Genomic DNA, 22,687 nt, shown 5'->3' with positions numbered 1-22,687 from the left:
GATCGGATCATTTCTGGGGGAAATCATGATGGACATACATCGTGCTAGTCGAATGCTAGCTTTCCAAGAGAATATTTTCACGGAGTTATCAAATGTCAAAAGTGCCAAAGCAGCACAAGGCATTGACTTAATAGACTTAAGCATTGGAAGCCCTGATCTTGCACCGCCTCAATATGTTTTGGATATTCTATCAACTACAACAAAGAATCAAAATATGTATGGATACGCCATAAAAGGGACAGAGGAATTTCATCAGGCGATAAAGAATTATTACATAAGAAACTATCATGTCGACTTGGACAATGATCATGAAATCCTTTCGTTAATGGGTTCGCAAGATGGGCTCGTTCATTTACCGATGGTCCTTTGTAACCCTGGATATTATATTCTTGTTCCTGATCCAGGATATACTGCATATTCAGCTGGTGTTTCGATGGCAGGAGCTACATTGTATCCAATGCCGTTGAAAAAGGAAAACGGATATTTACCAGACTTTGCCGAAATTCCGCCAGAAGTGTGTGAAAAAGCAAGGCTAATGATCCTAAACTTTCCAGGCAATCCGATTCCGGTAGTAGCTACGGAAGATTTTTTTAAAGAAGCGATTACTTTTGCAAAAAAACATAGTATAGTCATTTTGCATGATTTCGCCTATTCAGAGCTTTATTATGATCATAAACCCCCTAGCTTTTTATCGATTGAAGGAGCAAAAGATATCGGGATTGAAATGAATTCCTTGTCAAAAAGCTTTAATATGGCAGGCTGTAGAATTGCTTATGCTGTAGGAAATCGCAAGGTAATAAAGCTATTAACGATGTTAAAATCGAATTTGGATTATGGTGTATTTTTGCCGATTCAAGCTGCGGCAACCATGGCTTTAAAAGATCCATCTGACTTTTTACAAAAAAACCGTTCTGTTTATCGAAAAAGAAGAGATATTTTAATTGAAGGATGTCGAAATTTAGGTTGGGATGTGAAATCTCCTGAAGCTTCCATGTTTATATGGGCAGAAGTTCCTCCGGGGTTTACGTCAAAAGAATTTACATTTAAATTATTAGAAAAGGCACAAGTCGTTGTCACTCCTGGGAATGCATTTGGAAAATGGGGCGAAGGGTATGTAAGGATCGCACTCGTTCAAAAGGAAGCAGCGTTAAGAAAAGCATTATATCAAATAGAGAAAAGTGGATTATTTCACATCGTAAGGGAGGAGTAGACTTATGCCAAAGTGGTTACGTAAATCATTTGTTGTGTTGGTGACGGTTTTAACTTTTGGACTTGTTTCTCCTTCGCAATTATATGATCTTGTTGATGATAAGCCCGCAAAACGCGATACGATTCAATCGAAAGCACAGGAAAGTTCTTCAACACATAAAGAATTCACTCTCGTTCATCCGCCGTCGACCGAAAATGTCATTGATCAACTAGTAAAAGATGCAGAGTCACAGTCATATATGAAATTTGGAGAAAGAATTAGACCGGTGATTGAAGATGAATTTAAAGAGATTATTTTACCAAATATTGAACAAGCTATTCAATCTATCGCTGCAGACTATGAAGAAAGTCAAATGCGAAATCTTGCCATTTCAGAAACACCAACAGGTGGAGATTCTGAGAAAATATTCCATATATCAGACAGGGAGAAAAATGAAGAGATCATTCGTTTTCATGTGAGGAAAGATCATCCACCACAGGCGGGATATTGGTTTAATTTTCATTATCATACGAATATCGATAATTTTGAGGAACACCATGAGTTAGGTTCTATTTATTGGGCGAAAAACACGCCACCAAAATGGATGAGTTAAGAAATTTCGGTGAGGGTGCTGAAAAGTTATATATAATCAGTCTCAATAATTGAATTTCATCGTCATTTATGAAAAAATAATGACATGTTTTGAAACTTTAAAGAGTGGATAATCGTAATACCATAATAGGAAATGGAAGAACTTCTATATGGGAGAGAATAAAATGTTACAAGTTGATAACATTTAAGAAGTGAAATCATTAAAAAATGGAGGTAGTGAACATGGCAATTAGTTTATCAAAAGGACAAAAAGTTGATTTAACAAAAACGAATCCAGGACTTACAAAAGTGGTCGTTGGATTAGGCTGGGACACAAATAAGTATGATGGTGGGAATGATTTTGATCTGGATGCTTCCATCTTTTTATTAGGAGAAAATGGCAAAGTGGCCTCTGAAAGTGATTTTGTTTTTTACAATAATACAACTGGTGGCAATGGTTCAGTCGTACATACAGGTGATAACAGAACAGGTGAAGGAGACGGGGATGACGAGCAAGTACAGGTTGCCTTAAATGACGTCCCGCAAGCCGTTCAACGTATTACTTTTACGATTACGATTCACGATGCTGAAGCTAGAAGCCAAAATTTTGGGCAAGTATCTAATGCATATGTAAGAGTTTTAAATGGAGATACTAACGAAGAACTTATTCGTTACGACCTCGGAGAAGACTTCTCGATTGAAACAGCATTAGTTGTTGGAGAATTATATCGACACAATGGAGAGTGGAAGTTCAGTGCCATTGGTAGTGGCTACCAAGGCGGACTAGGAGCACTTGCGACAGACTTTGGTTTACAGGTTGGATAAATAACCATATGTTAGACAAAAAGGGCTCGGCTGATGCCGAGTCTTTGTAAAGAATTCATTTATATACCATTTTGGGAGGAACATCTTGAATGTCAATAATACAAGGAATCTTAGATACTTATGCCCAATTTTTTGATTGGCACATGTGGGTGGAGGCATTAAGTAATCCTGTATCATGGGGATTAATTGGAACACTTATCATTATGGAAGGTTTGTTATCTGCTGATAACGCCCTCGTACTTGCAGTAATGGTAAAGCATTTACCAGAGAAACAAAGAAGAAAGGCGTTATTTTATGGATTACTAGGAGCATATATCTTCCGGTTCCTTGCCATTGGTGTTGGGGTTTACCTCATTGAATTTTGGTGGGTTAAAATACTTGGTGCTGGATATTTAGCATGGTTAGCGATCAAGTACTTTATCGATAAAAGGAAAGAAAATGAAGAAGAAGATGAGCTGGAAGGAATTAATAAAAGTGGTCTTCTTATCCGTTTGTTTGGTAATTTTTGGGGAACGGTTGCCGCAGTTGAATTAATGGACATTGCTTTCTCAATCGACAGTGTATTAGCTGCCTTTGGAATTAGCCAAGAAATTTGGGTTCTCCTTTTAGGTGGTATGCTTGGGGTACTGATGATGCGTGGTGTAGCAGGTGTATTCTTAAAGCTCATTGATCGTGTTCCAGAGATAGAAACGACAGCATACGTACTTATTTTAATTATTTCAGTCAAAATGTTACTAGGTGTCTTTGATATTCATATTGACCATATCTACTTCTTCATTATTTTACTTATTGCTTTTGCAGTAACGTTTATCATTCACTTCAGAAACAAGAACAAGGAATCTGAAGCTCAAAACTCTTAAATACACATGAATAAGGCATATACAGATGAGAAAGGGAACAGACACTTTAGTCCGCTCCCTTTCTTTTTATAAAATAATAGGAGGAGAACGTAAAATGAGATTATTTTCAAATTTATTTGATGATCAATTAAAGCGATATTTTTATAAAAGCCCTTCTTCTTTTACTAAATATTCTCCTCGTGAAATTCTTTCATATGGGCTAGGTGGAACTTTGTATATGCCAGCAACAAAAAAGAATATCAACGAGGATATTTTGACAAAAAAACATGTCGGATTAACGTCACTCGTCATCTGTTTAGAGGATGCAATCGGAGATAATGAAGTGGAGAAAGCTGAGCAAATGCTCCTCCATGAATTGTCCCAACTGTACGAAGGAATTGAAAGAGGGTATATCGATATCGAGGAGCTCCCTTTGATCTTTATTCGTATAAGAGATAGACAACAGTTAAAGCGTATAGTTAAGCTACTTGGAACAAGAAGAGAAGTGTTAACAGGAATTGTCATCCCGAAGTTTCGTCAGGAAAATGGGGAATCCATTTTAAATGAAATAGCTCATTTACATAGTAAAAGTTCTCCGATGTATGCCATGCCGATTCTCGAGACAAAAGAAATTATTTATAAAGAAACAAGAGGTCAAGAATTGCTGGCTATTAAAAGCCTCTTAGACCAGTATAAAGACATAATTTTGAATGTTCGAATTGGGGCAACTGATTTCTCCGGTCTATTTGGTATTCGTCGCAATTCGGATACAACGGTTTACGATATTGCGGTGATTAGAGATTGTATTGCGGATATTATCAATATGTTTGTACGATTAGATAGTCCTTATGTCGTCTCAGGCCCAGTTTGGGAATATTTCTCTTCACCTGAAAGAGTACTAAAACCACAAATTAGAGAGACTCCTTTTCTAGAGAAATATGGAAAAGAAGGATTAAAGCTTCGTCAGGAAATCATTGGAAGTCATATTGATGGCTTCATAAGGGAAATCCTAATGGACATCGCAAACGGGATAGTAGGTAAGACCATTATCCACCCTACACATATTCAAGCTGTACAAGCATTAAATGCCGTATCGTATGAAGAATATACAGATGCAGCACTTATTCTTGCTGAAGGGAACGGAGAAATTGGGGTATTAAAAAGCTCATTTGCCAATAAAATGAATGAACTTAAGCCTCATTTATACTGGGCCCAAAAGATCATGTTAAAATCGGAAACTTATGGGGTGCTACAAAATGAATACACATACGTCGACCTTCTCAAACAAGACAATTACGTATAATATTTTAGACGAATTAAAAGTAAATTTGTCCATTCAAGAAAATCCTTATCAATTATCATTAGATGATTTATTTGAAATGGCGGCAAGGATTAATAAAAAACGTGCCTTTTTATTTGTCAGTAAAGTTCTTGGCAAGCATATTCCCATTCTTCCTCAAAAGGGTATTCACGTAGGAGCCCTTTTAGCAGCAAGATATTTGCAGGTTGTTAAAGGGATAACACCTAAGGGACTTCATGAATTACGTAAACAGTTTAATCAAAATGATTTTCCAGCAGACATCCCCGTAATTGTCGATGAGAGCAATCATCCACTCATTATTGGCTTTGCTGAAACAGCAACCGCTCTTGGACATGCTTTTTTTGAAGCATTTCGAAATGCAGAATACTTTCATACAACTCGTGAGCAATTATTGGACGTGGAGCCAATTATTACGTTTGAAGAGGAACATTCTCATGCAACCTCTCATCGAGCCTATCTGCAACCAGAATGGTTAGATCGTAATAATGAGATTATTTTAGTAGATGATGAAATTACAACCGGAAGAACAACGATAAACATCATTCGTTCCATCCATGAAAAATTCCCCAGGGATACGTATACGATTGTATCTATCCTCGATTGGCGTTTAAAAGAGCATTTGCAACAGTTTCAAGCGTTGGAGAAAGAGCTTGGGATAACGATTCGTTCAGTAAGTTTAATAAAAGGTACGGTTGATGTAAAAGGAACAATTGAACAGGCGAATGTGCAAGAAGTAACAGATGATGCATTACAGGTCAAACAGCAAATCATTTCTATCCCTGTTGCATTGCCATCAGCTATTTACATCAATGGCCATGAAAATGCTCCATATACCCGTTTTACAGGTAGGTTCGGGATTACTTCAGAAGAACAACAAGAGGTTATAAAGTGGACGAAAGAAGTAGCCCAGATGTTAAAAAAGTATAGAAATGGCTCTAAAACCTTGGTTCTTGGTTCAGGAGAATTTATGTATTTACCGATGAAAATAGCCGCCTATATGGGAGAAAATGTGTACTATCAATCTACTACAAGAAGTCCGATTTACCCACTTCATCGTGAGCGCTATGGGGTCAAAAATCGTTTTTCCTTTCTAAATCCAGAGGATGATTCAGTGCAACATTATGCTTACAATATTCATCCGAATCAATATGATGATATCTTTCTTTTTTTGGAAAAAGAAGTTGAATTTGAACAATTACGTCCGAAGTTAGACGAATTGAAGAAAACACAAATTACAGATATCAAAATCGTGTATTTAAGTGAGAAGGAAGGTGCCTCTAAATGGATCCAGTATTAGCTTCATATCGTAAAATAGGTTCCTACTCTGAAGAAGATGTGAAATTTCTATTAAAGGACTTAAGTGAGATCCATTTAGAAGGCTCCACAGAATCGAGGGAAAAAAGAATCCAATCAGGCGAGCATTATAGTGAATCGCTACCAGTTGAGTACCAACCGCCAAAAGAATATTTAAAGCTTTTCCATGATACATTAGACGAATATAAAAAGATCGTGGCCCTTAATGTGGGTTTAGTTGCAGAACAAATCATACGTTTAAAAGGTAAAGATGCCGTTCTTGTATCACTAGCAAGAGCGGGGACGCCGATCGGAATTCTCATTAAAAGGTATATGGAATGGAAATATGACATACATGTTCCTCATTATAGTATTTCGATCATTAGAGGCAGAGGTCTTGATCTTAATGCGATTAAATATATACTTCATCATCATCCAGAAGGAAAGCTACAATTTATTGATGGATGGACTGGAAAAGGGGCTATTTCGATTGAACTCACCAAAACATGTCAGGATTTAAAAAACAACGAAGGAATCGAGCTCGATGATACATTAGCTGTATTAGCAGATCCTGGTCATTGTACAACGCTATTTGGAACTCGTGATGATTTTATCATCCCAAGCGCTTGTCTAAATTCGACTGTTTCTGGACTTGTCAGTAGAACCGTATTAAATCGCAAGTTTATTGGTCCCAATGATTTCCATGGTGCGAAATATTATAAGGAATTAGAAGAGGAAGACTTATCAAACTTATATGTAGAGACAATTACAGCACAGTTCCCATCTATTAGTGCTGAAGTTTCTCGGGAAATGGAGCATTTTACACAGTCAGAAGAAGTTACCTTTTCAGGTATTGAGACGGTAAAGCGAATGATGAAAGAGTTTGATATTGATGATATTAACTTTGTTAAACCAGGAGTTGGCGAGACGACTCGAGTTCTATTAAGAAGAGTGCCATGGAAAATTCTTGTTAAAGACTGGGAAAGTCCATACGTTAAGCATATCCTGATGCTTTGCGAGGAGCGTGGTGTACCGGTAGAACATTACCCAAATATGGATTATACATGCTGTGGCCTAATAAAGAATGTGAGGTAAAAAAAGTATGATGTTTGCATCAGACCTCGATCGAACGCTCATATACTCAAAACGTGCGATGGAAGAATATTCGTTAGTAGAAGAGTTAGAGCTTATTGCAGTAGAGAGAAAAGAGGACAAAGAAGTTTCATTTATGTCAAAAAAAGCATTAGATTATTTAGGTAAACTATCTTCTAGGCTAATGTTTGTACCCGTTACCACTCGATCACTTAGCCAATATAAAAGAGTATCCTTTCAAGGGATCGAACATCAGTATGCAGTGACAACGAATGGGGCTATTATTCTTTATAATGGGGACCAGTTAAGAGAATGGGACGAGAAAATCTCAAAAGCAATAAGAAGCTCTTCCGTATCCATGGGGGAACTAGTTGATTTGCTCGTACACCAATTCGCAATCGATGGAGACTTGAGATTTGTAGAAGAGCGATTTGTGTATTATTACTTGGAAAAAGAAATCACTTCCGATTTTTTGTCTGAGCTTACCCATTTTGCCGAGGAAAGAGGATGGCGTGTTTCCTTACAAGGGAAAAAACTCTATTTCGTCCCGAAACCTTTGTCAAAAGGGAGTGCGATTAAGTATATACAGGAACGAGAAGGGATTTCGACCGTAATTGGAGCGGGTGATTCGTTGTTAGACGATGATTTCCTGCAATTTTGTCAGCATCCATTCGTTCTTGGACATGGTGAACTTAACCGGTATCCCCTTAAAGAGCATTACAACGTAATTGAACAGCTTGGTGTTAAAGGTGGGGAAGAACTGTTAAAATCGATCCATACGATCTTGGAAAGTAAACATAAGTAAGAATTATGGTTTCGCTGATTTCTCGTGTTTCCACAGTCCTAAAAGAGAATAGAAACTAAAGCATAACAAACCAAACCCAATAAAGATAAGTAGGGATAGCGTTAAAGACTGATGTAATGGATAAAGCATATAAGAAAAAATAAACGACAAAAGGAAAAAATCCATATAAACAAAAATTCGAGAAAACATAATATCTTCTATTGTGGTTAACTCCTTTTGGAGGTCCCCTGTTGCTTTCAGTCGATAAAGTAATCGCATAATAAGTCTCACCTTCCTAATAAATCCTTTTCAATTACAGTTGGATTTCTACAACATATGCGAAGACAAGAAAAAAGGTGAAATGGGGAATGGAAGGATTCTTTTTCTCTTTTATCGGCAAGGGAGTGGCTTTTAGATTCTCTATATACCTATCCTAAATCACCACTTCATATGGAATAAAAAATGAAACTTTTTTCAATATTTCTCGTAATAGAAAATATAGCATTCTTAGAAATCAAATCGATAACTGTGATATGATGGTAGTATACATATATCATTGAAATGTAGAAGAGCTTTGTTAAAAGGGAAGGGATTTCATGAATCCATCTTATAGTCATTTAGTTGCACATATATTGCCATTGTCTTTAGAGACATGGGTATCAATGCTTAAAAAAGCGATTTCGGAACGGCCGCGATTTCAAACTGAGAAAGGGACCATTCACATCGGCCAAGTGGTTGCTCGATTTTTAGGGATTGCGATAGATGAAGATGAGTACTATAACCAGCTATTCGAATATGTTCATGGCGAAGAGAAGATTTTAAATCTTCTAAGTGAAGAGACGCTTGATAAAAAAATCGATAATCAACACTTTCAAGCGATACAACGAGTGTTGAATATTAATCAAGAACAAAAACTGTCCATCAACCGATTTGTCGCTTTTTTAGACGGAGAACAGCTTCTTTTAAAATCAACACAACCAGCCCTTCATCGCAAGCTTCGAGAGGCGATGATTGATACGCTCAAGCTATTTGATGAAAAGGAAGCACAAGGTTTAAAAAACCATGAACTAAGAAGAGTGTTAGTGGATTTAGTAAAGTGGTCAGTTAATCATCTACAACCTGAGCTTGAGAAAAGCGAACTTGAGAAGGAGTTACCGAAATTTCTTTGGTATGGTGACTTTAAGAAAAGCCACTTTTACTTCTTCTATTATTTGCTGAAAATAGGCTGTGATCTAGTCGTCTATAACCCTAATGGCAAAGATATTCTTTCTGAAATCGATCCAAATGGAGAGTTGACCTTTGTTCATCATTACCCAGGGCAAAAGGCAGCGGAAGCATTCCCGGTAGAAAAAAGAAGTCGTAAAGCAACGGTTGCCTATAGAGCTTCAAGAGAAATCGAGACGATCCTTAACCATGAAGGATCTGGTTTGTATAAACCTTGGCAGTTAAGAGACTACACACCAACTTCTATCACGTTAAAAACAACGTATGATGAACTGTTTCTTTTATCAAAAGAAATTGCCATGATTCGACCAGATTTCGAAGTGAATAATGGAATTGTCAAAATTCCGACTGTATTTGCAAAGGTACAAGGAGTAAGTCGCAATCGAAAGGAATATTGGGATCGCATACATGGGATTACAGAAGGGGATGCGAGTTTACTGATTAAACAGTTCCCGTTTTCAAGTTCAGTAAATAATGACTTTCGCTTTCATTACCGTGACGCTTTAGAACGAGATGGTCTGTTGAGTGTCGAAAAAATGATTAGCAGTAATTATTGGCGTTATAGTCATCTTCCAACTGGGCTGCAAATGGGTATAGCCAATGCAATCCGAAATATTTGTGCGAAGCCGGCGCTAAAGCCTGTTTATAAGGAAACAACCGATGATGTAAAAATTTATCTATTTACTCAAGGGATGCAGATTCCCCCTAATGTTTTACAGCTCCTGCAACAGTTCGACTATTCGCAAACTGTTCCAAAGCTTATCCTTTATAATAATGAATTAAACGGAACGATGACGAGAACCGATGCCGCATTATTATTACTTCTTAATCAATTTGGGATCGACATCATTTTATATAATCCTCCTGGTCATAATGATATTGAAAATTTTGTAGAAGATCATTTATATGACACACACTGGCTAGAAGATGTCGTCTTTAATTTAGATTTTCGAGAACCTTCTATTGTGAAGCGACTTTTTCGCCAAGGGTTTAGAAGAACTTAAAATATATGAAATCAAAAAATATAGTAAAGGTGGATGATCATATGAGTCAAATTGAAAATGCACAGCTTGATTTGCTTGCAAAGGAACCTGAAGATAAATTATCGGAATCGAAAGTATCAGAGATAAAGCTTGCGCTTCGAAACGAGCCGGAAGTGCAACAGCTAGCTCGTTCAATTGATGCAAACGATCAAATTCAGGTGCTAGAATTCGGGAAAGAGCCAGCAGTTCAAATTTCAAGATTTTCGGATCAAATTTTAAGTAATATGAGAGCGACAAAATTAGAGGATTCAGGGGAATTATTAAAACAGCTTGGCCGCATCATGGATAAATTTGATAAGAAGGATTTTGAACAAACGTCAGGTGGTCTCTTTGGCAAGCTTTTTAAACGTGGTGAAAAGTTGATTGAGAAGCTATTTGGTAAGTATCAGACAATGGGTGGAGAAATTGACAAAATATATGTTGAGATTTCTAAATACCAAGGAGAAATGGTAGATTCCACTCAAATGCTTGACCAAATGTATGAGCAAAATTACCAATACTACCTCACTCTAGAGAAATACGTAGTGGCTGGGGAAATGAAGGTCGAAGATTTGAAGAAGAACCAGCTGCCTCTCCTTCAATCAAGAGCAGAAACTGGGGACCAAGTAGCCGCTATGCAACTTGACACATTAAGAAATGTGATTGAACTACTAGAACAAAGAATCTATGATTTAGAAATGGCTAAAATGGTCGCATTGCAAACAGCACCACAAATTAGATTACTGCAAAGAGGGAATACAAAGCTAATTGGAAAAATTAATTCAGCATTCGTTACGACGATTCCTATCTTCAAAAATGGCCTGATTCAAGCAGTGGCGGCAAAACGTCAAAAACTAGTGGCGGATTCAATGAGTGAACTGGACCGACGTACAAATGAAATGCTCCTTCGGAATGCCCAAAATATTTCTCAGCAAAGTGTTGATATTGCAAGACTTGCAGGAGGGCCAAGTATTAAGATTGAGACGATTGAGGAATCATGGAATGTAATCATGAAAGGCATGCAAGAAACAAAATCGATTGAAGAAGAAAACAAGCGCCTAAGAGAAGAAGGTACGAAGAAGCTTGAGCGCTTACAAGATAATTTTAAACAAATGAAGCTTCAAGGGAATGCGTAAGCAGCAATTTAGTTCAAAGATCAAGAAATGAGTAAAAAATACATACAGAGGTGAATGAAATGGCGATAAATTTACAAAAAGGTCAACGAGTTGATTTAACAAAAGGGAATCCAGGTTTATCAAAAATTTTAGTAGGACTTGGTTGGGATCCAGTAGAAAACCGTGGCGGCGGTTTGCTAGGTTCGTTATTTGGCGGTGGCGGCGGTTCGAATATTGATTGTGACGCCTCAGTCATTATGCTTGGTGATGGAGATAGACTACGAAATAATAATGATGTGATTTACTTTGGCAACTTGAAGAGCAGTGATGGAAGTGTTCAACATACGGGTGATAATTTAACTGGTCATGGTGATGGAGATGATGAACAAATTAATATTGATTTAGACAGAATTCCATCAACGATCCAGAAGCTTGTGTTTGTTGTTAATATTTATGATTGTGTAAAGAGAAGACAGCACTTTGGAATGATTCGCAATGCTTATATACGAGTGGCTAATCCAACGAATGGTCAAGAGCTTATCCATTACAATTTAAGTGATGATTATAATGGAAAGACAAGCTTAGTTGTTGGAGAAATTTATCGTCACGGTACTGATTGGAAATTTGCTGCTGTTGGAAATGGTACTACAGCTGCTAGTCTTGGAGAATTAGTACGATCATATTCATAAGCAATCAGGCTTAAATAAAATCTATTAAGAGGTGAGAGAATGAGTAGTATTAATTTATCAAAGGGACAACGTATTGACTTAACGAAAACGAACCCAGGTTTAACAAGAGTGATCATTGGATTAGGCTGGGATACTAATCGCTATGACGGTGGACAGGATTTTGATTTAGATGCCTCTGCCTTCTTAACAGATGAGAATGGAAAGGCTACTCAAGATTTAGATTTTATTTTTTACAATAACTTAGTCCATCCATCAGGTTCTGTCGAGCATACAGGAGATAACCGGACAGGTGAAGGGGATGGAGACGATGAACAAATCAAAATTGACTTCAGTAAAGTCCCATCAAACATTAGTAGAATTGCAATTACGGTAACAATCCATGATGCTGAACAGCGTAGTCAAAACTTTGGTCAAGTATCGAATGCCTTTGTCCGCGTTGTAAATGCAGATACGAATGATGAGGTTTTACGATATGACCTTGGAGAGGATTTCTCAGTAGAAACAGCCGTCGTCATTTGTGAGCTTTATAAGCATAATGGAGATTGGAAATTCAATGCGGTTGGAAGTGGATTTTCTGGAGGACTTGCAGCGCTTTGTCGTAATTTTGGATTACAGGTTTAATAAACTAAAGAGTATTAATAAAAACAGGCTACGATAAAAGTAGCCTGTTTTAGTTTGCCGTATAGATTAAATGAGAAGGACATCGACAATCAGTTGAACCAAATTTTTTGATCGGAAAATGCCCCTCGCTTTTTTTCCTTAATTTCTCAGCTAACTGACACTCTCCGATGCTAGTTTCATATGTTATAATTTTTGTAATAACACCATGTGGACGTAAATAATCAAAATGCCATTTTTGCACTTTTTCTTCCTTTTTGTGGCGATTAATTCGCGCGAGAATGTTTCGTTTGGCACTCCCAACGTAAATATAATCCCCTTTTTCAAAAAGAAAGCTCCCAAGTTTCCCAACCTCAATCTTTACTTCACTAGATAGATGTAAGTGAATAGCATAGAGCGTATGGGATGGATCGATTAATTCAACCATGACAACCTCCTAATGATAGAAAGGGGAGTAGCAGAATGAAAAAAAGGGTCTTCGTCATAGGTATTTCCGTTGTAATGCTGATTTTATTGGGGAATTCCAAGCAATCCAACGATGGTATTCTATTAAAATATTACCCTAGTAACTCCCCTTTAAAAGAGTTGCTTTATTTAGATGATAACTCCCCAATGAATGATATCGTCATTTTACCTGAAGAGAATTTTGATGAAGTGACAACCGCTTCAATTATTGAGAATATACAACAGCTTCCCCCTACTCTATTAGCAAAAATACAACAAAACGGGGTTTTTATAAAGCTTTTTGTGGGGAAATTAACAGATAATCCTACCGCTAAACATTTAAAAGGGATCATTCCAAGAGGGTATACAAGTAATAAAAAATGGGATGAAGTACCTGGAATTGGTGGCGGGAAAGTCGTACTCGTTAAGATCGGACATAGTGAAAAAGGAATGGGGCATGGCTCCGTCAATTTAGAACTTCATGAACTAGCTCATTCTATCGATCAAATTATTTATAACAAGCTTCGATTTGATCCGGTTTTTCTTCATATTTGGACGAACGAAAAGCATGCTCTATTTCAAAACCGAACTTATTTTATCACATTACCGGAAGAATATTTCGCTGAAGCCTTCGCAATGTATTATATAAATAGCGAGAATCGTCAACTATTAAAGGATAAAGCTCCTTTGACCTATGAATATATTAAAAACCTGAAATAATTTTTAAGAGGATGAAAGAAATTCAAATCGTTTCGTGATCATATTGTGGTAAAATAAAAAACATATTTAACTTCGATGCTTTTTTTGAGGAAAAGAAAATCTGAAAGAAGCGATAGAAGAATGAAGTAAGGGTGTGGTTTTTTTGAAACAGTATTTAGATTTATGTAAACACGTACTTGAAAATGGTGTAAAAAAAGAGGATAGAACGGGTACGGGAACGATTAGTACATTTGGCTATCAAATGCGTTTTGATTTAGCAGAAGGGTTTCCTGTAGTAACGACGAAAAAGCTTCATCTAAGATCGATTATTCATGAATTGCTTTGGTTTCTAACAGGAGATACGAATGTGAAGTATCTTCAGGATAATGGTGTACGTATTTGGAATGAGTGGGCTGATGAAGACGGAAATTTGGGTCCGGTATATGGTCACCAATGGAGATCGTGGACTGCAGCAGATGGCAGTACAATTGACCAAATCAGCCAATTGATTGACCAAATCAAGACAAATCCTGATTCTCGCAGATTAATTGTCAATGCATGGAATGTAGGCGATGTAGACAAAATGGCACTACCGCCATGTCATTGTCTATTCCAATTCCATGTCGCAGATGGAAAATTATCCTGCCAGCTGTATCAACGTTCAGCAGATATCTTCCTTGGAGTTCCATTTAATATCGCTTCTTATGCCCTGTTAACGTTAATGGTGGCACAAGTATGTGATTTGGAGCCAGGTGAATTTATTCATACATTAGGGGACGCCCATATTTATAATAATCATATTGAGCAAGTCGAACTGCAACTTACAAGGGAGCCGTATCCATTGCCGAAGATGAAAATAAACCCGGCCATTAAGGATATCTTCCAATTCTCATTTGATGATTTTGAATTAGTTGACTATGTCGCTCACCCTCATATAAAAGGAGTCGTCAGTGTATGATTTCCTTCATTGTGGCAATGGATGATAACTGGGTAATCGGGAAGGATAATCAACTTCCATGGCATTTGCCAGAGGACTTGAAATTTTTCAAAAGGGTGACGATGGGGCATCCGATCGTCATGGGTAGAAAGACTTTTGCTTCTATTGGACGTCCTTTGCCTGGAAGAGAGAACATTGTGATCACAAGAAATAAGGATTTTCACCATGACGGATGTAGCATATTCTATGGACTAGACCAATTTTTAGTTTATAGCCAACAGAAGCCTGAAGAAGAGTTCTTCGTTATCGGGGGAGCTGAAATTTTTAAGCAAATGTTACAAAAAGCGGATAGACTTTACATCACTGAAATTCATTCAAGCTTCGATGGAGATACTTTTTTTCCAGCAATTGAAATGAATGAGTGGAAACTGAGTTCAAAAGAACAAGGTTTGAAAGATGAAAAAAATCCATATGAGTATGAATTTGTCATTTATGATCGTAAATAGCGCACCCCCCTCCTGAAGAATTCAGGAGGGTTTTTTGTTGCTTTAGCAGGAAATTATAAATTTCCTCGACTTGTGGATAACGTGTTCGTATAAACTGTTGGCGTATCTGCATGAAAAAATAACAGGAGAAATTCCGTTTAATGAGCAAGCATCATGAAAAAGAGCCAAAATAACAGGAAAAATTCCTGCTATCCCTTCAAAAAATGCCAAAACAAACGATTTTGCTCTCCATAAGCGGAAAATCTTCCGTTATTTCTCCTAAAAGAGACTCCATCGAGAAGATAACAGGAAAAATTCCGCTTAAGGGTGAGAGATGGTTGGATCGAATAAGACAAACCGGAAGCTTCCTACATTTTGTAGGAGCTTTGTTCCTGGATGTTAAAAATTGACCGAAAAATAATAATTTTATAATAACAGGCTTAATTAATCAGATAGAACATGTTATAATGATCAAATTAAATTAAGCATGAATTTTTAAAATTTTGTGTGATTAGAGGTAGGGGAATGATATGGAACAGAATGTATTAAAAAAGAAATGGCTGCATGTGGAAGATATTATTATTGCGTATCAGCAGCTCAAGGATATCGTTGCCCATACACCGTTACAAAAAAATGAACGGTTGTCGGAGAAATACTCATGCAATGTGTATTTGAAAAGAGAAGATTTGCAACATGTCCGTTCTTTCAAGCTAAGAGGAGCTTTTTATAAAGTGAAATCACTAAGCGAAGAACAATTAAAGAATGGCGTTGTTTGTGCGAGTGCTGGTAATCATGCACAAGGAGTCGCATACGCATGTCGTCATCTTAGGGTCCACGGGAAAATATATATGCCTACAACGACGCCAAAGCAAAAGGTTAGTCAAGTTGAATTATTTGGGCGAGAATACGTTGATATTATTTTAATCGGTGATACGTTTGACGATGCGTACCATGAATCTGTTATATGTGCTGAAAAGGAAAATCGTGCCTTCATACATCCTTTTGATGATGAAATGGTAATGGCAGGTCAAGGAACGGTTGCGGTAGAAATTCTTAATGATTGTGAAGAACCGATCGACTTCGTTTTTGGTAGTATTGGTGGTGGAGGGCTTCTTTCAGGCTTGAGTACATATGTGAAAAGCATCTCTCCAAATACAAAAATGATCGGTGTTGAGCCAGCGGGAGCTCCTTCTATGAAAGGTGCGATGGATGCGCAGAAAGTCATTTGTCTTGATAAAATCGATAAGTTTGTTGATGGAGCAGCAGTCAAAAGTGTTGGCAACAAAACCTTCGAAATTTGCCAAGAGTTGATTGATGACATCATCCTTGTTCCAGAAGGGAAGGTATGTACGAGCATACTAGAATTATATAACGAGCATGCGATCGTAGCAGAACCTGCTGGAGCGATGCCGATTGCAGCACTTGATTTATACTGTGATGAAATCAAAGGAAAGAATGTCGTGTGCGTCATAAGCGGCGGTAATAATGATATTGGGAGAATGCAGGAAATCAAAGAAAAGTCGCTTTTGTATGAGGGGTTGTTATATTATTTTATCGTCAATTTCCCCCAACGTGCTGGTGCGTTAAGGGAATTTCTTGATGAAGTATTAGGGCCAGCTGATGATATCACTAGATTTGAATATACGAAGAAAAATAATAAGGAAAATGGACCAGCTTTAGTTGGAATTGAATTGCAAAGAAAAGAAAGCTATTGTGATTTAATCGAACGCATGAATAAAAAAGGGTTTTCTTATAAAGAAGTAAACAAGGATCGGGACCTATTTAATCTTCTTATTTAAGCGAGCCGCTCATGTTAAAATGTGAATTTCTTATGAACAATCGTCAATAATACCCCTATTGAGGATGAAAAATACTATAATCATATTAGGAAGGGTTAATTCAAAAGTCATTCAGTTAATTGCAATTTGAATGCTATCGTAGTATAGTCGTTTTAGAATTAACTATTCATACTAATGATACTAAAAAGGGGATGTTCTACCATGTTATCAAACATCGGTGTACCTGGTTTAATTTTAATATTAGTGTTAGCTTTGATCATTTTTGGACCGAAGAAGCTTCCTGAAATCGGAAGAGCATTTGGTCAAACATTACGTGAATTCAAGAAATCGACAAAAGAATTAACAAGCGATGTTATGGATGAATTTGAGGAAGAGAAAAAAGAAATTAAAGAAATGACTAAGTTGACAAAATAAGGTGTAAGATTTCTATCTTGCACTTTTTTTCTGAAATATTCTAGTAAGAGAGTGAAGACTCAACTTGAATATATGTTATACTTTCCTCTAACGGACTTTCGTTTAGATAAAATAAATTTTGTAGTTGGTAGGGGACTTTAATGGACGATAAAGAATTAAATTTAGTGGATCATCTAGATGAATTAAGAAAAAGAATTATATGGTCTGTTTTCGCATTTCTCGTATTTTTTATCATCGGATTTATTTATGTGAAAGACATATATGAGTGGTTTGTACGGGACCTTGATGTTAAGCTCGTAGTATTAGGTCCGAGTGATATTATTTGGATTTATTTTATGATTGGAACGATCATTGCAATCGCTGGTACAATTCCAGTATTAGCTTTACAACTATGGCTTTTTGTTAAGCCAGCTTTGAAACCGATAGAAAGAAAGATTTCTCTATCATATATACCTGCGTTATTTATATTATTTATTGTTGGGCTCTGTTTTGGCTACTTTGTTATATTCCCAACCATTATGAATTTCTTAGTTGAGTTAAGTGGAGATATGGTTGTCACTAACTTTACTGCAGATAAATATTTCCGTTTTATCATGAATACAACCCTTCCGTTTGGTTTCTTATTTGAGCTACCAGTTGTGGCGATGTTTTTAACATCTTTAGGAATTGTCAATCCTTATGTGTTGCAAAAGATGCGAAAGTATGCGTACTTTGTCCTAGTTGTGATCGCAGTTGTCATTTCACCGCCAGATATTATGTCAGATGTTTTAGTTACAATACCACTGTTATTCCTATATGAAATCAGTGTAAACTTATCAAAAATTGTCTACAAACGTAAGCTTAAAAAGGAACAAGAATGGGAAGCTGATTTTTCTGAGTAACCAAAAAGCCGGGCAACTGCTCGGTTTTTTTTCTTCTTCCTTTTTACCTTAATTGAGGAAAGCATATGAGTCATCCGAATCATTTTTAGAAAAAATGTTAATTTACCAATTTTTCAATAAAAACGTATGTTTTCTACTGTTTTTGGCTATTTCCTACGTATTTCTATCTATATTGTATTTTTTAAAGAACTTTATTGTTCGTTATAATGTACATATATGGGTATAAAAGGAGATATTGAAAATGGTAGGTGAGAGAATTAAAGAATTGAGAAAAAGAAAAGGGTATTCTATATCTGAATTAGCTAAACATGCAGGTGTATCCAAATCTTATTTAAGTTATATTGAAAGAGATGTACAAAAAAACCCTTCATTACAATTTTTATCAAAGATTGCTAAGACGCTAGATACAAATATAGAATATTTATTAGGCCAAGAGATAGAAGAGGAGTTAGATGAAGAATGGATTGCGCTCATAAAGAAAGCAATTGATGATGGGGTTGATAAGAGCGAATTTCAGAAGTATTTAGATTTCATCAAATTCAAAAAGTGGGAAGAACGGGATAGATCCCTGTAAGATGATGAGAATAAGTACATTATTACTTTACTTGTCCTTTTTCAATCTATTCGATGGATTCGTAACTTTCTTCGGTATCCATTTTAAAAAAATAGAAGAATTCAATCCATTGATGGAGCGAGTGATCCATATGGATTTGTGGTTATTTCTACTCTTGAAGGGGAGTCTCTCTATTTTTTTAATCATTCTTGCTCATTTTCTTCGTAACCTACAGGTTTCACTATACGTCAAACAATTAATCATATTCTCTTTATTATTATATTCAATCGTTGCCCTAGTTCATGTATCATGGATCGTTCTTTCGATCTAAAATGTGAACAAAAAAGCAACGAGCATAAGGACATTTAAAAGATGACTTTAATTCTGTCCCCTTCAATGTGTATAATAGAGTGAAGAGCAACATGAAATGGAGGAAGTGATGGGTTGGGTAAGGTTAGAGTTGTTACAGATTCGACAGTAGATTTACATGATGAGGTATTAGAGAAATTTGATATTGAAGTTGTTCCCTTATCTTTACATATAGATGGACAGAGCTATATTGACCGAAAAGATATAACAGCTGAGGAATTTATGCAGAAAATGAAAGAGGCTGAAGAATTACCGAAAAGCTCACAGCCACCAGTTGGAGAGTTTCTTGAGCTTTATGATCGTCTTCACGATGAAGGGTTTGAAGTCTTGTCTATTCATATGACTGGTGGAATGAGTGGAACGGTACAATCAGCTGAGTCTGCTGCAAGTATGGCGAAAGGGAATGTAACAGTCGTTGATTCTCGCTTTATTTCTAGAGGTTTATCCTATCAAGTCTTAGAGGCAGCAAAATTGGCTCAAGAAGGAAAATCAATGGGGGAAATTTTGCAAGCCATTGCAAAAATTCGCGAGAACACAAGATTATTCGTCTGTGTTGATACATTGGAAAACCTGATTAAAGGTGGCAGAATTGGAAAAGGAAAAGGGATCATTGGTTCCTTGCTGAATATAAAGCCAATTGCCTCATTAGAAGATGGTGTATACACGCCGGTCACGAAAGTAAGAAGTCATAGCAAAGCAGCAAAGTTTCTCGCAGAGGAATTTGCAAGAGATGTTAAAGGTAAGACGATTAAGTGTGTAAGTATTGCCCATGCAGAAGGTCTTGAACTGACACATAAAATAAAAAAAGCAGTATATGAATTTACAGGTTATGATCAAATAGATGTTGTCTTTACGACACCTGTTATTAGTACACATACTGGTCCAGGTGCGATCGGTTTTATGTACTATTTTGAATAAAAAGTGGACTAGCATAGAATGTTGTTAGCAGAGGCTGATGGAAAAGTGGTGTAAAATAACTTTTCTATCGGCTTTTCTTTTTATCGTTGCCGTTTATTAAAGGATATTGTTTAAATGTGTACATTGTTCTCTTTTTTTGTTAACTTCTGTTTAAAAATCCTAAAGAATTAGAAGGAATCTCACTAATTGTGTCGAAAAGGAAGTACAAATAGATTAACTGGGAAATTCGAGGGAAGAATATGCGGAAATTATTTAGAAATATATCTTTAAATAGTAAAGTCATGATACTAACCCTTTGTATCACTTTTGTAGTGGTCCTAGTTACTGGTGGGATTGCCTTGTCACTGCAAATGAAGGAAATGAAAGAACAATTATCCCAACAAGTCGTTGGGTTTGCTTCCCTATGGAGCTCCACGATAGAAGGAGAAGAGATAGAAAGAATCATTTATGCTGGAGATGTTTCGGAGCCGAGTTATAAAAAAATATATGAACATTTAAATTTGATTAATGAAAAAAATTCATCCGTATTCCACGGTTTCATTCTAATGCCCTCTGATGAGAATAGTAAGCTATACTCGGTTGTTTCCTCGAAAAGTAGTGAAGAAGTAATTGGCATTGAAGCGTTTCAACCTTATGTGGCATCTGAAGAGTTTCATAAAGCTTTACAAAATACAATGGAGACGAAAGAAGTCACTTCAAGCAGTCTGTACGATGAAGAGGGCGGGAGCTGGATTTCAGCAATAGCTCCTATAGAAGATCGAAAGGGAAATGTTACTAGTCTGTTAGCGATACATGCTGATGCATCAACGATTGATCGCTTTCAAATGGAACTTATTTTTTCATTATGCTTTGTCTTTCTTTTTATTACGATCATCGTATATTCCATTTTTCAAAAAGGATTAAACAAGGTTTTGGAGCCAGTAAATGAAATTATATATGGAATTAATGAAGTGAGTAATGGAAATTTTCAAGTGAAACTCCCGATAAAGGATCAATCTGATTTAGGTCAGCTTACTTCTCGATTTAATTATATGACTGAGCAATTATCGCAGTTATTTGAACGTGTTACCTTTACATCGAAACATTTCGGAAAGAACTTACATGAAGGGGGACAAAGCTCTAAATTTGAGGATGCCATTGATGAAATGGAGAACATCATTCAAAAGACGAAAATATTAAAAGAACTTCAACGGGCTGAGAAAATGAATGCGATAGGACAGCTTGCAGCTTCGGTCGCTCATGAAATTCGAAATCCGATGACTGTCGTAAAAGGATTTTTGCAAATCTTTAAATCTAAAAAAGAACTTTCAACTGAAGAGCAAATGTTTGTCAAACTAATGATAGAAGAAATGAATCGAGCGGAAACGATTATTAACGACTATTTATCATTAGCTCGGCCAGATATGGAGAATACAGAAAAGGTAGATGCTGTCGTACTCGCTCATAAAGCGATGGATTTAATGAATTCATATGCGATGATGTCTAAAAACATAGAATTAGAGACCATTATTGAGGATGAAGTTACCGTTATTGGCAATAGAAGCGAGCTTATTCAAGTTTTAATAAATATATTAAAAAATGGGATAGAGGCGATGAAGGACGGTGGGACATTATCCTTAAAAGTGTATAAAAAGGCGGGCTATGGCGTCTTTGAAATAAGGGATAGTGGTATCGGAATGACAGAAGAGGAGCTTGCTAGATTGGGGACGGCGTTTTACTCATTAAAAGAAAAAGGAACAGGAATGGGATTAATGGTATGCTATCAAATCATTGAGAGAATGAAAGGCAATATTGAAGTAGTCAGTGAGAAATGGAAGGGGACAACATTTACAATAAATGTACCATTAGATGAACAGAAGGAATCATGAAAATTCGTATTTCTTTCTTATTTGTCCATGCTTTGTTACAATGTACCTTGAATGAAGAGGGGATTGTAGGTGATAAAATGAAGAAAAGGTTCTGGCTATCTATATTTATTATTATCTTACTAATAATAATTCTTTTGGTTTTTAAATCCTGTCATCAAATAGGAAATACTGGAATTAACGATGCATTAAATTGGTCGTTAGAAGATTTTACGTTTACAGACCAAAATGGCAATGAGTTTGGCAAAGATGATTTAAAAGGGAAAATCTGGGTGGCGGATTTTATTTTTACAAACTGTACTTCTATTTGTCCTCCGATGACACATAATATGACCAAGATTCAGAAAATGGCAGAGGAAGAAGGAATCGAAAACGTTGAGTTTGTTTCTTTTTCGGTTGATCCTACGATCGATTCCCCAGAAGTATTGAATGACTACGGTAGCAAGTTTGAATTGGACTTTAGCAATTTTCACTTTTTGACAGGATATGACCAATCGTTTATAGAGTCGTTTGCTTTAGAGAATTTTAAAACGATTGTAAAGAAGCCTGAAAACGAGGATCAAGTGATTCACCAATCTTATTTCTATTTAGTTAATCAAGAGGGAACAATCATGCAATATTATTCGGGCGCAAATGATGTCCCATTTGAGGATATTATTAACGATATGAAAGCTATACAGTAAAACTGGAAGTAGACCTTGGCTAATAAAGGGTCTACTTT

General features: G+C 36.5%; 24 protein-coding genes. 23 read left to right on the top strand and 1 reads right to left on the bottom strand.

Annotated elements, in window-relative coordinates; translation table 11 throughout:
- The first annotated feature begins 28 nt into the window (after positions 1-28).
- The 12 genes from BMSHG_RS18185 to BMSHG_RS18125 all read left to right on the top strand — a co-directional run bounded on the left by BMSHG_RS18185 (position 29) and on the right by BMSHG_RS18125 (position 12,605).
- Positions 29-1,210 (top strand): LL-diaminopimelate aminotransferase, encoded by a 1,182-nt coding sequence (locus tag BMSHG_RS18185; protein ID WP_019155896.1) that lies wholly within the window; start codon positions 29-31, stop codon positions 1,208-1,210.
- 4 nt (positions 1,211-1,214) lie between these two features.
- On the top strand, positions 1,215-1,802 hold the full coding sequence (locus tag BMSHG_RS18180) for a YpjP family protein (RefSeq protein WP_019155895.1): 588 nt from the start codon (positions 1,215-1,217) through the stop codon (positions 1,800-1,802).
- A gap of 221 nt (positions 1,803-2,023) precedes the next feature.
- A complete protein-coding gene (locus BMSHG_RS18175) occupies positions 2,024-2,605 on the top strand; it encodes a TerD family protein (protein ID WP_019155894.1) in 582 nt (193 codons plus the stop codon).
- A gap of 89 nt (positions 2,606-2,694) precedes the next feature.
- On the top strand, positions 2,695-3,465 hold the full coding sequence (locus BMSHG_RS18170) for a TerC family protein (protein WP_019155893.1): 771 nt from the start codon (positions 2,695-2,697) through the stop codon (positions 3,463-3,465).
- Positions 3,466-3,559: 94 nt separating this feature from the next.
- The gene (locus BMSHG_RS18165) at positions 3,560-4,747 is read left to right on the top strand and encodes an HpcH/HpaI aldolase/citrate lyase family protein (protein ID WP_019155892.1); all 1,188 of its coding nucleotides are present in this window, start codon (positions 3,560-3,562) and stop codon (positions 4,745-4,747) included.
- Entirely contained in the window at positions 4,701-6,062 is a 1,362-nt protein-coding gene (locus BMSHG_RS18160) for a phosphoribosyltransferase family protein (protein ID WP_019155891.1), read from the top strand. The genes BMSHG_RS18165 and BMSHG_RS18160 overlap by 47 nt, the downstream gene beginning before the upstream one ends.
- On the top strand, positions 6,047-7,153 hold the full coding sequence (locus tag BMSHG_RS18155; RefSeq protein WP_019155890.1) for a cysteine protease StiP family protein: 1,107 nt from the start codon (positions 6,047-6,049) through the stop codon (positions 7,151-7,153). Before BMSHG_RS18160 ends, BMSHG_RS18155 begins: the two co-directional genes overlap by 16 nt.
- 7 nt (positions 7,154-7,160) lie before the next feature.
- Positions 7,161-7,955 (top strand): HAD family hydrolase, encoded by a 795-nt coding sequence (locus tag BMSHG_RS18150; protein ID WP_019155889.1) that lies wholly within the window; start codon positions 7,161-7,163, stop codon positions 7,953-7,955.
- A 575-nt stretch (positions 7,956-8,530) separates the two neighbouring features.
- The gene (locus BMSHG_RS18140; RefSeq protein WP_019155887.1) at positions 8,531-10,162 is read left to right on the top strand and encodes a YceG family protein; all 1,632 of its coding nucleotides are present in this window, start codon (positions 8,531-8,533) and stop codon (positions 10,160-10,162) included.
- A 41-nt stretch (positions 10,163-10,203) separates the two neighbouring features.
- Positions 10,204-11,316: a toxic anion resistance protein gene (locus BMSHG_RS18135; RefSeq protein WP_019155886.1), complete on the top strand. Its 1,113-nt coding sequence runs from the start codon at positions 10,204-10,206 to the stop codon at positions 11,314-11,316.
- 59 nt (positions 11,317-11,375) lie between these two features.
- The gene (locus BMSHG_RS18130; RefSeq protein ID WP_019155885.1) at positions 11,376-11,984 is read left to right on the top strand and encodes a TerD family protein; all 609 of its coding nucleotides are present in this window, start codon (positions 11,376-11,378) and stop codon (positions 11,982-11,984) included.
- A 39-nt stretch (positions 11,985-12,023) separates the two neighbouring features.
- Positions 12,024-12,605, top strand: coding sequence for a TerD family protein (locus BMSHG_RS18125; RefSeq protein WP_019155884.1), 582 nt, complete (start codon positions 12,024-12,026; stop codon positions 12,603-12,605).
- A 49-nt stretch (positions 12,606-12,654) separates the two neighbouring features.
- On the opposite strand, the gene BMSHG_RS18120 is transcribed toward BMSHG_RS18125, so the two are convergent.
- A complete protein-coding gene (locus BMSHG_RS18120; protein WP_019155883.1) occupies positions 12,655-13,029 on the bottom strand; it encodes a GIY-YIG nuclease family protein in 375 nt (124 codons plus the stop codon).
- A 35-nt stretch (positions 13,030-13,064) separates the two neighbouring features.
- On the opposite strand from BMSHG_RS18120, the gene BMSHG_RS18115 reads away from it, so the two are divergent.
- The 11 genes from BMSHG_RS18115 to BMSHG_RS18070 all read left to right on the top strand — a co-directional run bounded on the left by BMSHG_RS18115 (position 13,065) and on the right by BMSHG_RS18070 (position 22,649).
- Positions 13,065-13,766, top strand: a complete 702-nt coding sequence (locus BMSHG_RS18115) for an anthrax toxin lethal factor-related metalloendopeptidase (protein WP_019155882.1) — start codon at positions 13,065-13,067, stop codon at positions 13,764-13,766.
- Between the two features lie 142 nt (positions 13,767-13,908).
- A complete protein-coding gene (locus BMSHG_RS18110; protein WP_019155881.1) occupies positions 13,909-14,703 on the top strand; it encodes a thymidylate synthase in 795 nt (264 codons plus the stop codon).
- Positions 14,700-15,188, top strand: coding sequence for a dihydrofolate reductase (locus BMSHG_RS18105; protein WP_019155880.1), 489 nt, complete (start codon positions 14,700-14,702; stop codon positions 15,186-15,188). Before BMSHG_RS18110 ends, BMSHG_RS18105 begins: the two co-directional genes overlap by 4 nt.
- Before the next feature lie 509 nt (positions 15,189-15,697).
- Positions 15,698-16,966, top strand: a complete 1,269-nt coding sequence (gene ilvA, locus BMSHG_RS18100) for a threonine ammonia-lyase IlvA (protein ID WP_019155879.1) — start codon at positions 15,698-15,700, stop codon at positions 16,964-16,966.
- Between the two features lie 201 nt (positions 16,967-17,167).
- Complete coding sequence (gene tatA, locus BMSHG_RS18095) at positions 17,168-17,380, top strand: twin-arginine translocase TatA/TatE family subunit (RefSeq protein WP_019155878.1); 213 nt, start codon at positions 17,168-17,170, stop codon at positions 17,378-17,380.
- A 140-nt stretch (positions 17,381-17,520) separates the two neighbouring features.
- Complete coding sequence (gene tatC, locus BMSHG_RS18090) at positions 17,521-18,261, top strand: twin-arginine translocase subunit TatC (protein ID WP_019155877.1); 741 nt, start codon at positions 17,521-17,523, stop codon at positions 18,259-18,261.
- 241 nt (positions 18,262-18,502) lie between these two features.
- Positions 18,503-18,835, top strand: a complete 333-nt coding sequence (locus BMSHG_RS18085; protein ID WP_019155876.1) for an XRE family transcriptional regulator — start codon at positions 18,503-18,505, stop codon at positions 18,833-18,835.
- A 1-nt stretch (position 18,836) separates the two neighbouring features.
- Complete coding sequence (locus BMSHG_RS29470; protein WP_222860823.1) at positions 18,837-19,145, top strand: DUF5658 family protein; 309 nt, start codon at positions 18,837-18,839, stop codon at positions 19,143-19,145.
- A 113-nt stretch (positions 19,146-19,258) separates the two neighbouring features.
- Positions 19,259-20,101 carry a DegV family protein gene (locus tag BMSHG_RS18080; protein WP_019155875.1) on the top strand — a complete coding sequence of 281 codons (843 nt, stop codon included), beginning with the start codon at positions 19,259-19,261 and terminating at the stop codon, positions 20,099-20,101.
- Positions 20,102-20,340: 239 nt separating this feature from the next.
- Complete coding sequence (locus BMSHG_RS18075; protein ID WP_026073518.1) at positions 20,341-21,969, top strand: ATP-binding protein; 1,629 nt, start codon at positions 20,341-20,343, stop codon at positions 21,967-21,969.
- A 77-nt stretch (positions 21,970-22,046) separates the two neighbouring features.
- Positions 22,047-22,649 carry an SCO family protein gene (locus BMSHG_RS18070; protein ID WP_026073517.1) on the top strand — a complete coding sequence of 201 codons (603 nt, stop codon included), beginning with the start codon at positions 22,047-22,049 and terminating at the stop codon, positions 22,647-22,649.
- Positions 22,650-22,687: the final 38 nt, after the last annotated feature.

The sequence above is a fragment of the Robertmurraya massiliosenegalensis JC6 genome, assembly GCF_000311725.1.
Taxonomy (GTDB): domain Bacteria; phylum Bacillota; class Bacilli; order Bacillales; family Cytobacillaceae; genus Robertmurraya; species Robertmurraya massiliosenegalensis.
Note: the sequence above shows the minus strand (reverse complement) of the source record. Positions and strands in the feature narration are given on the sequence as shown.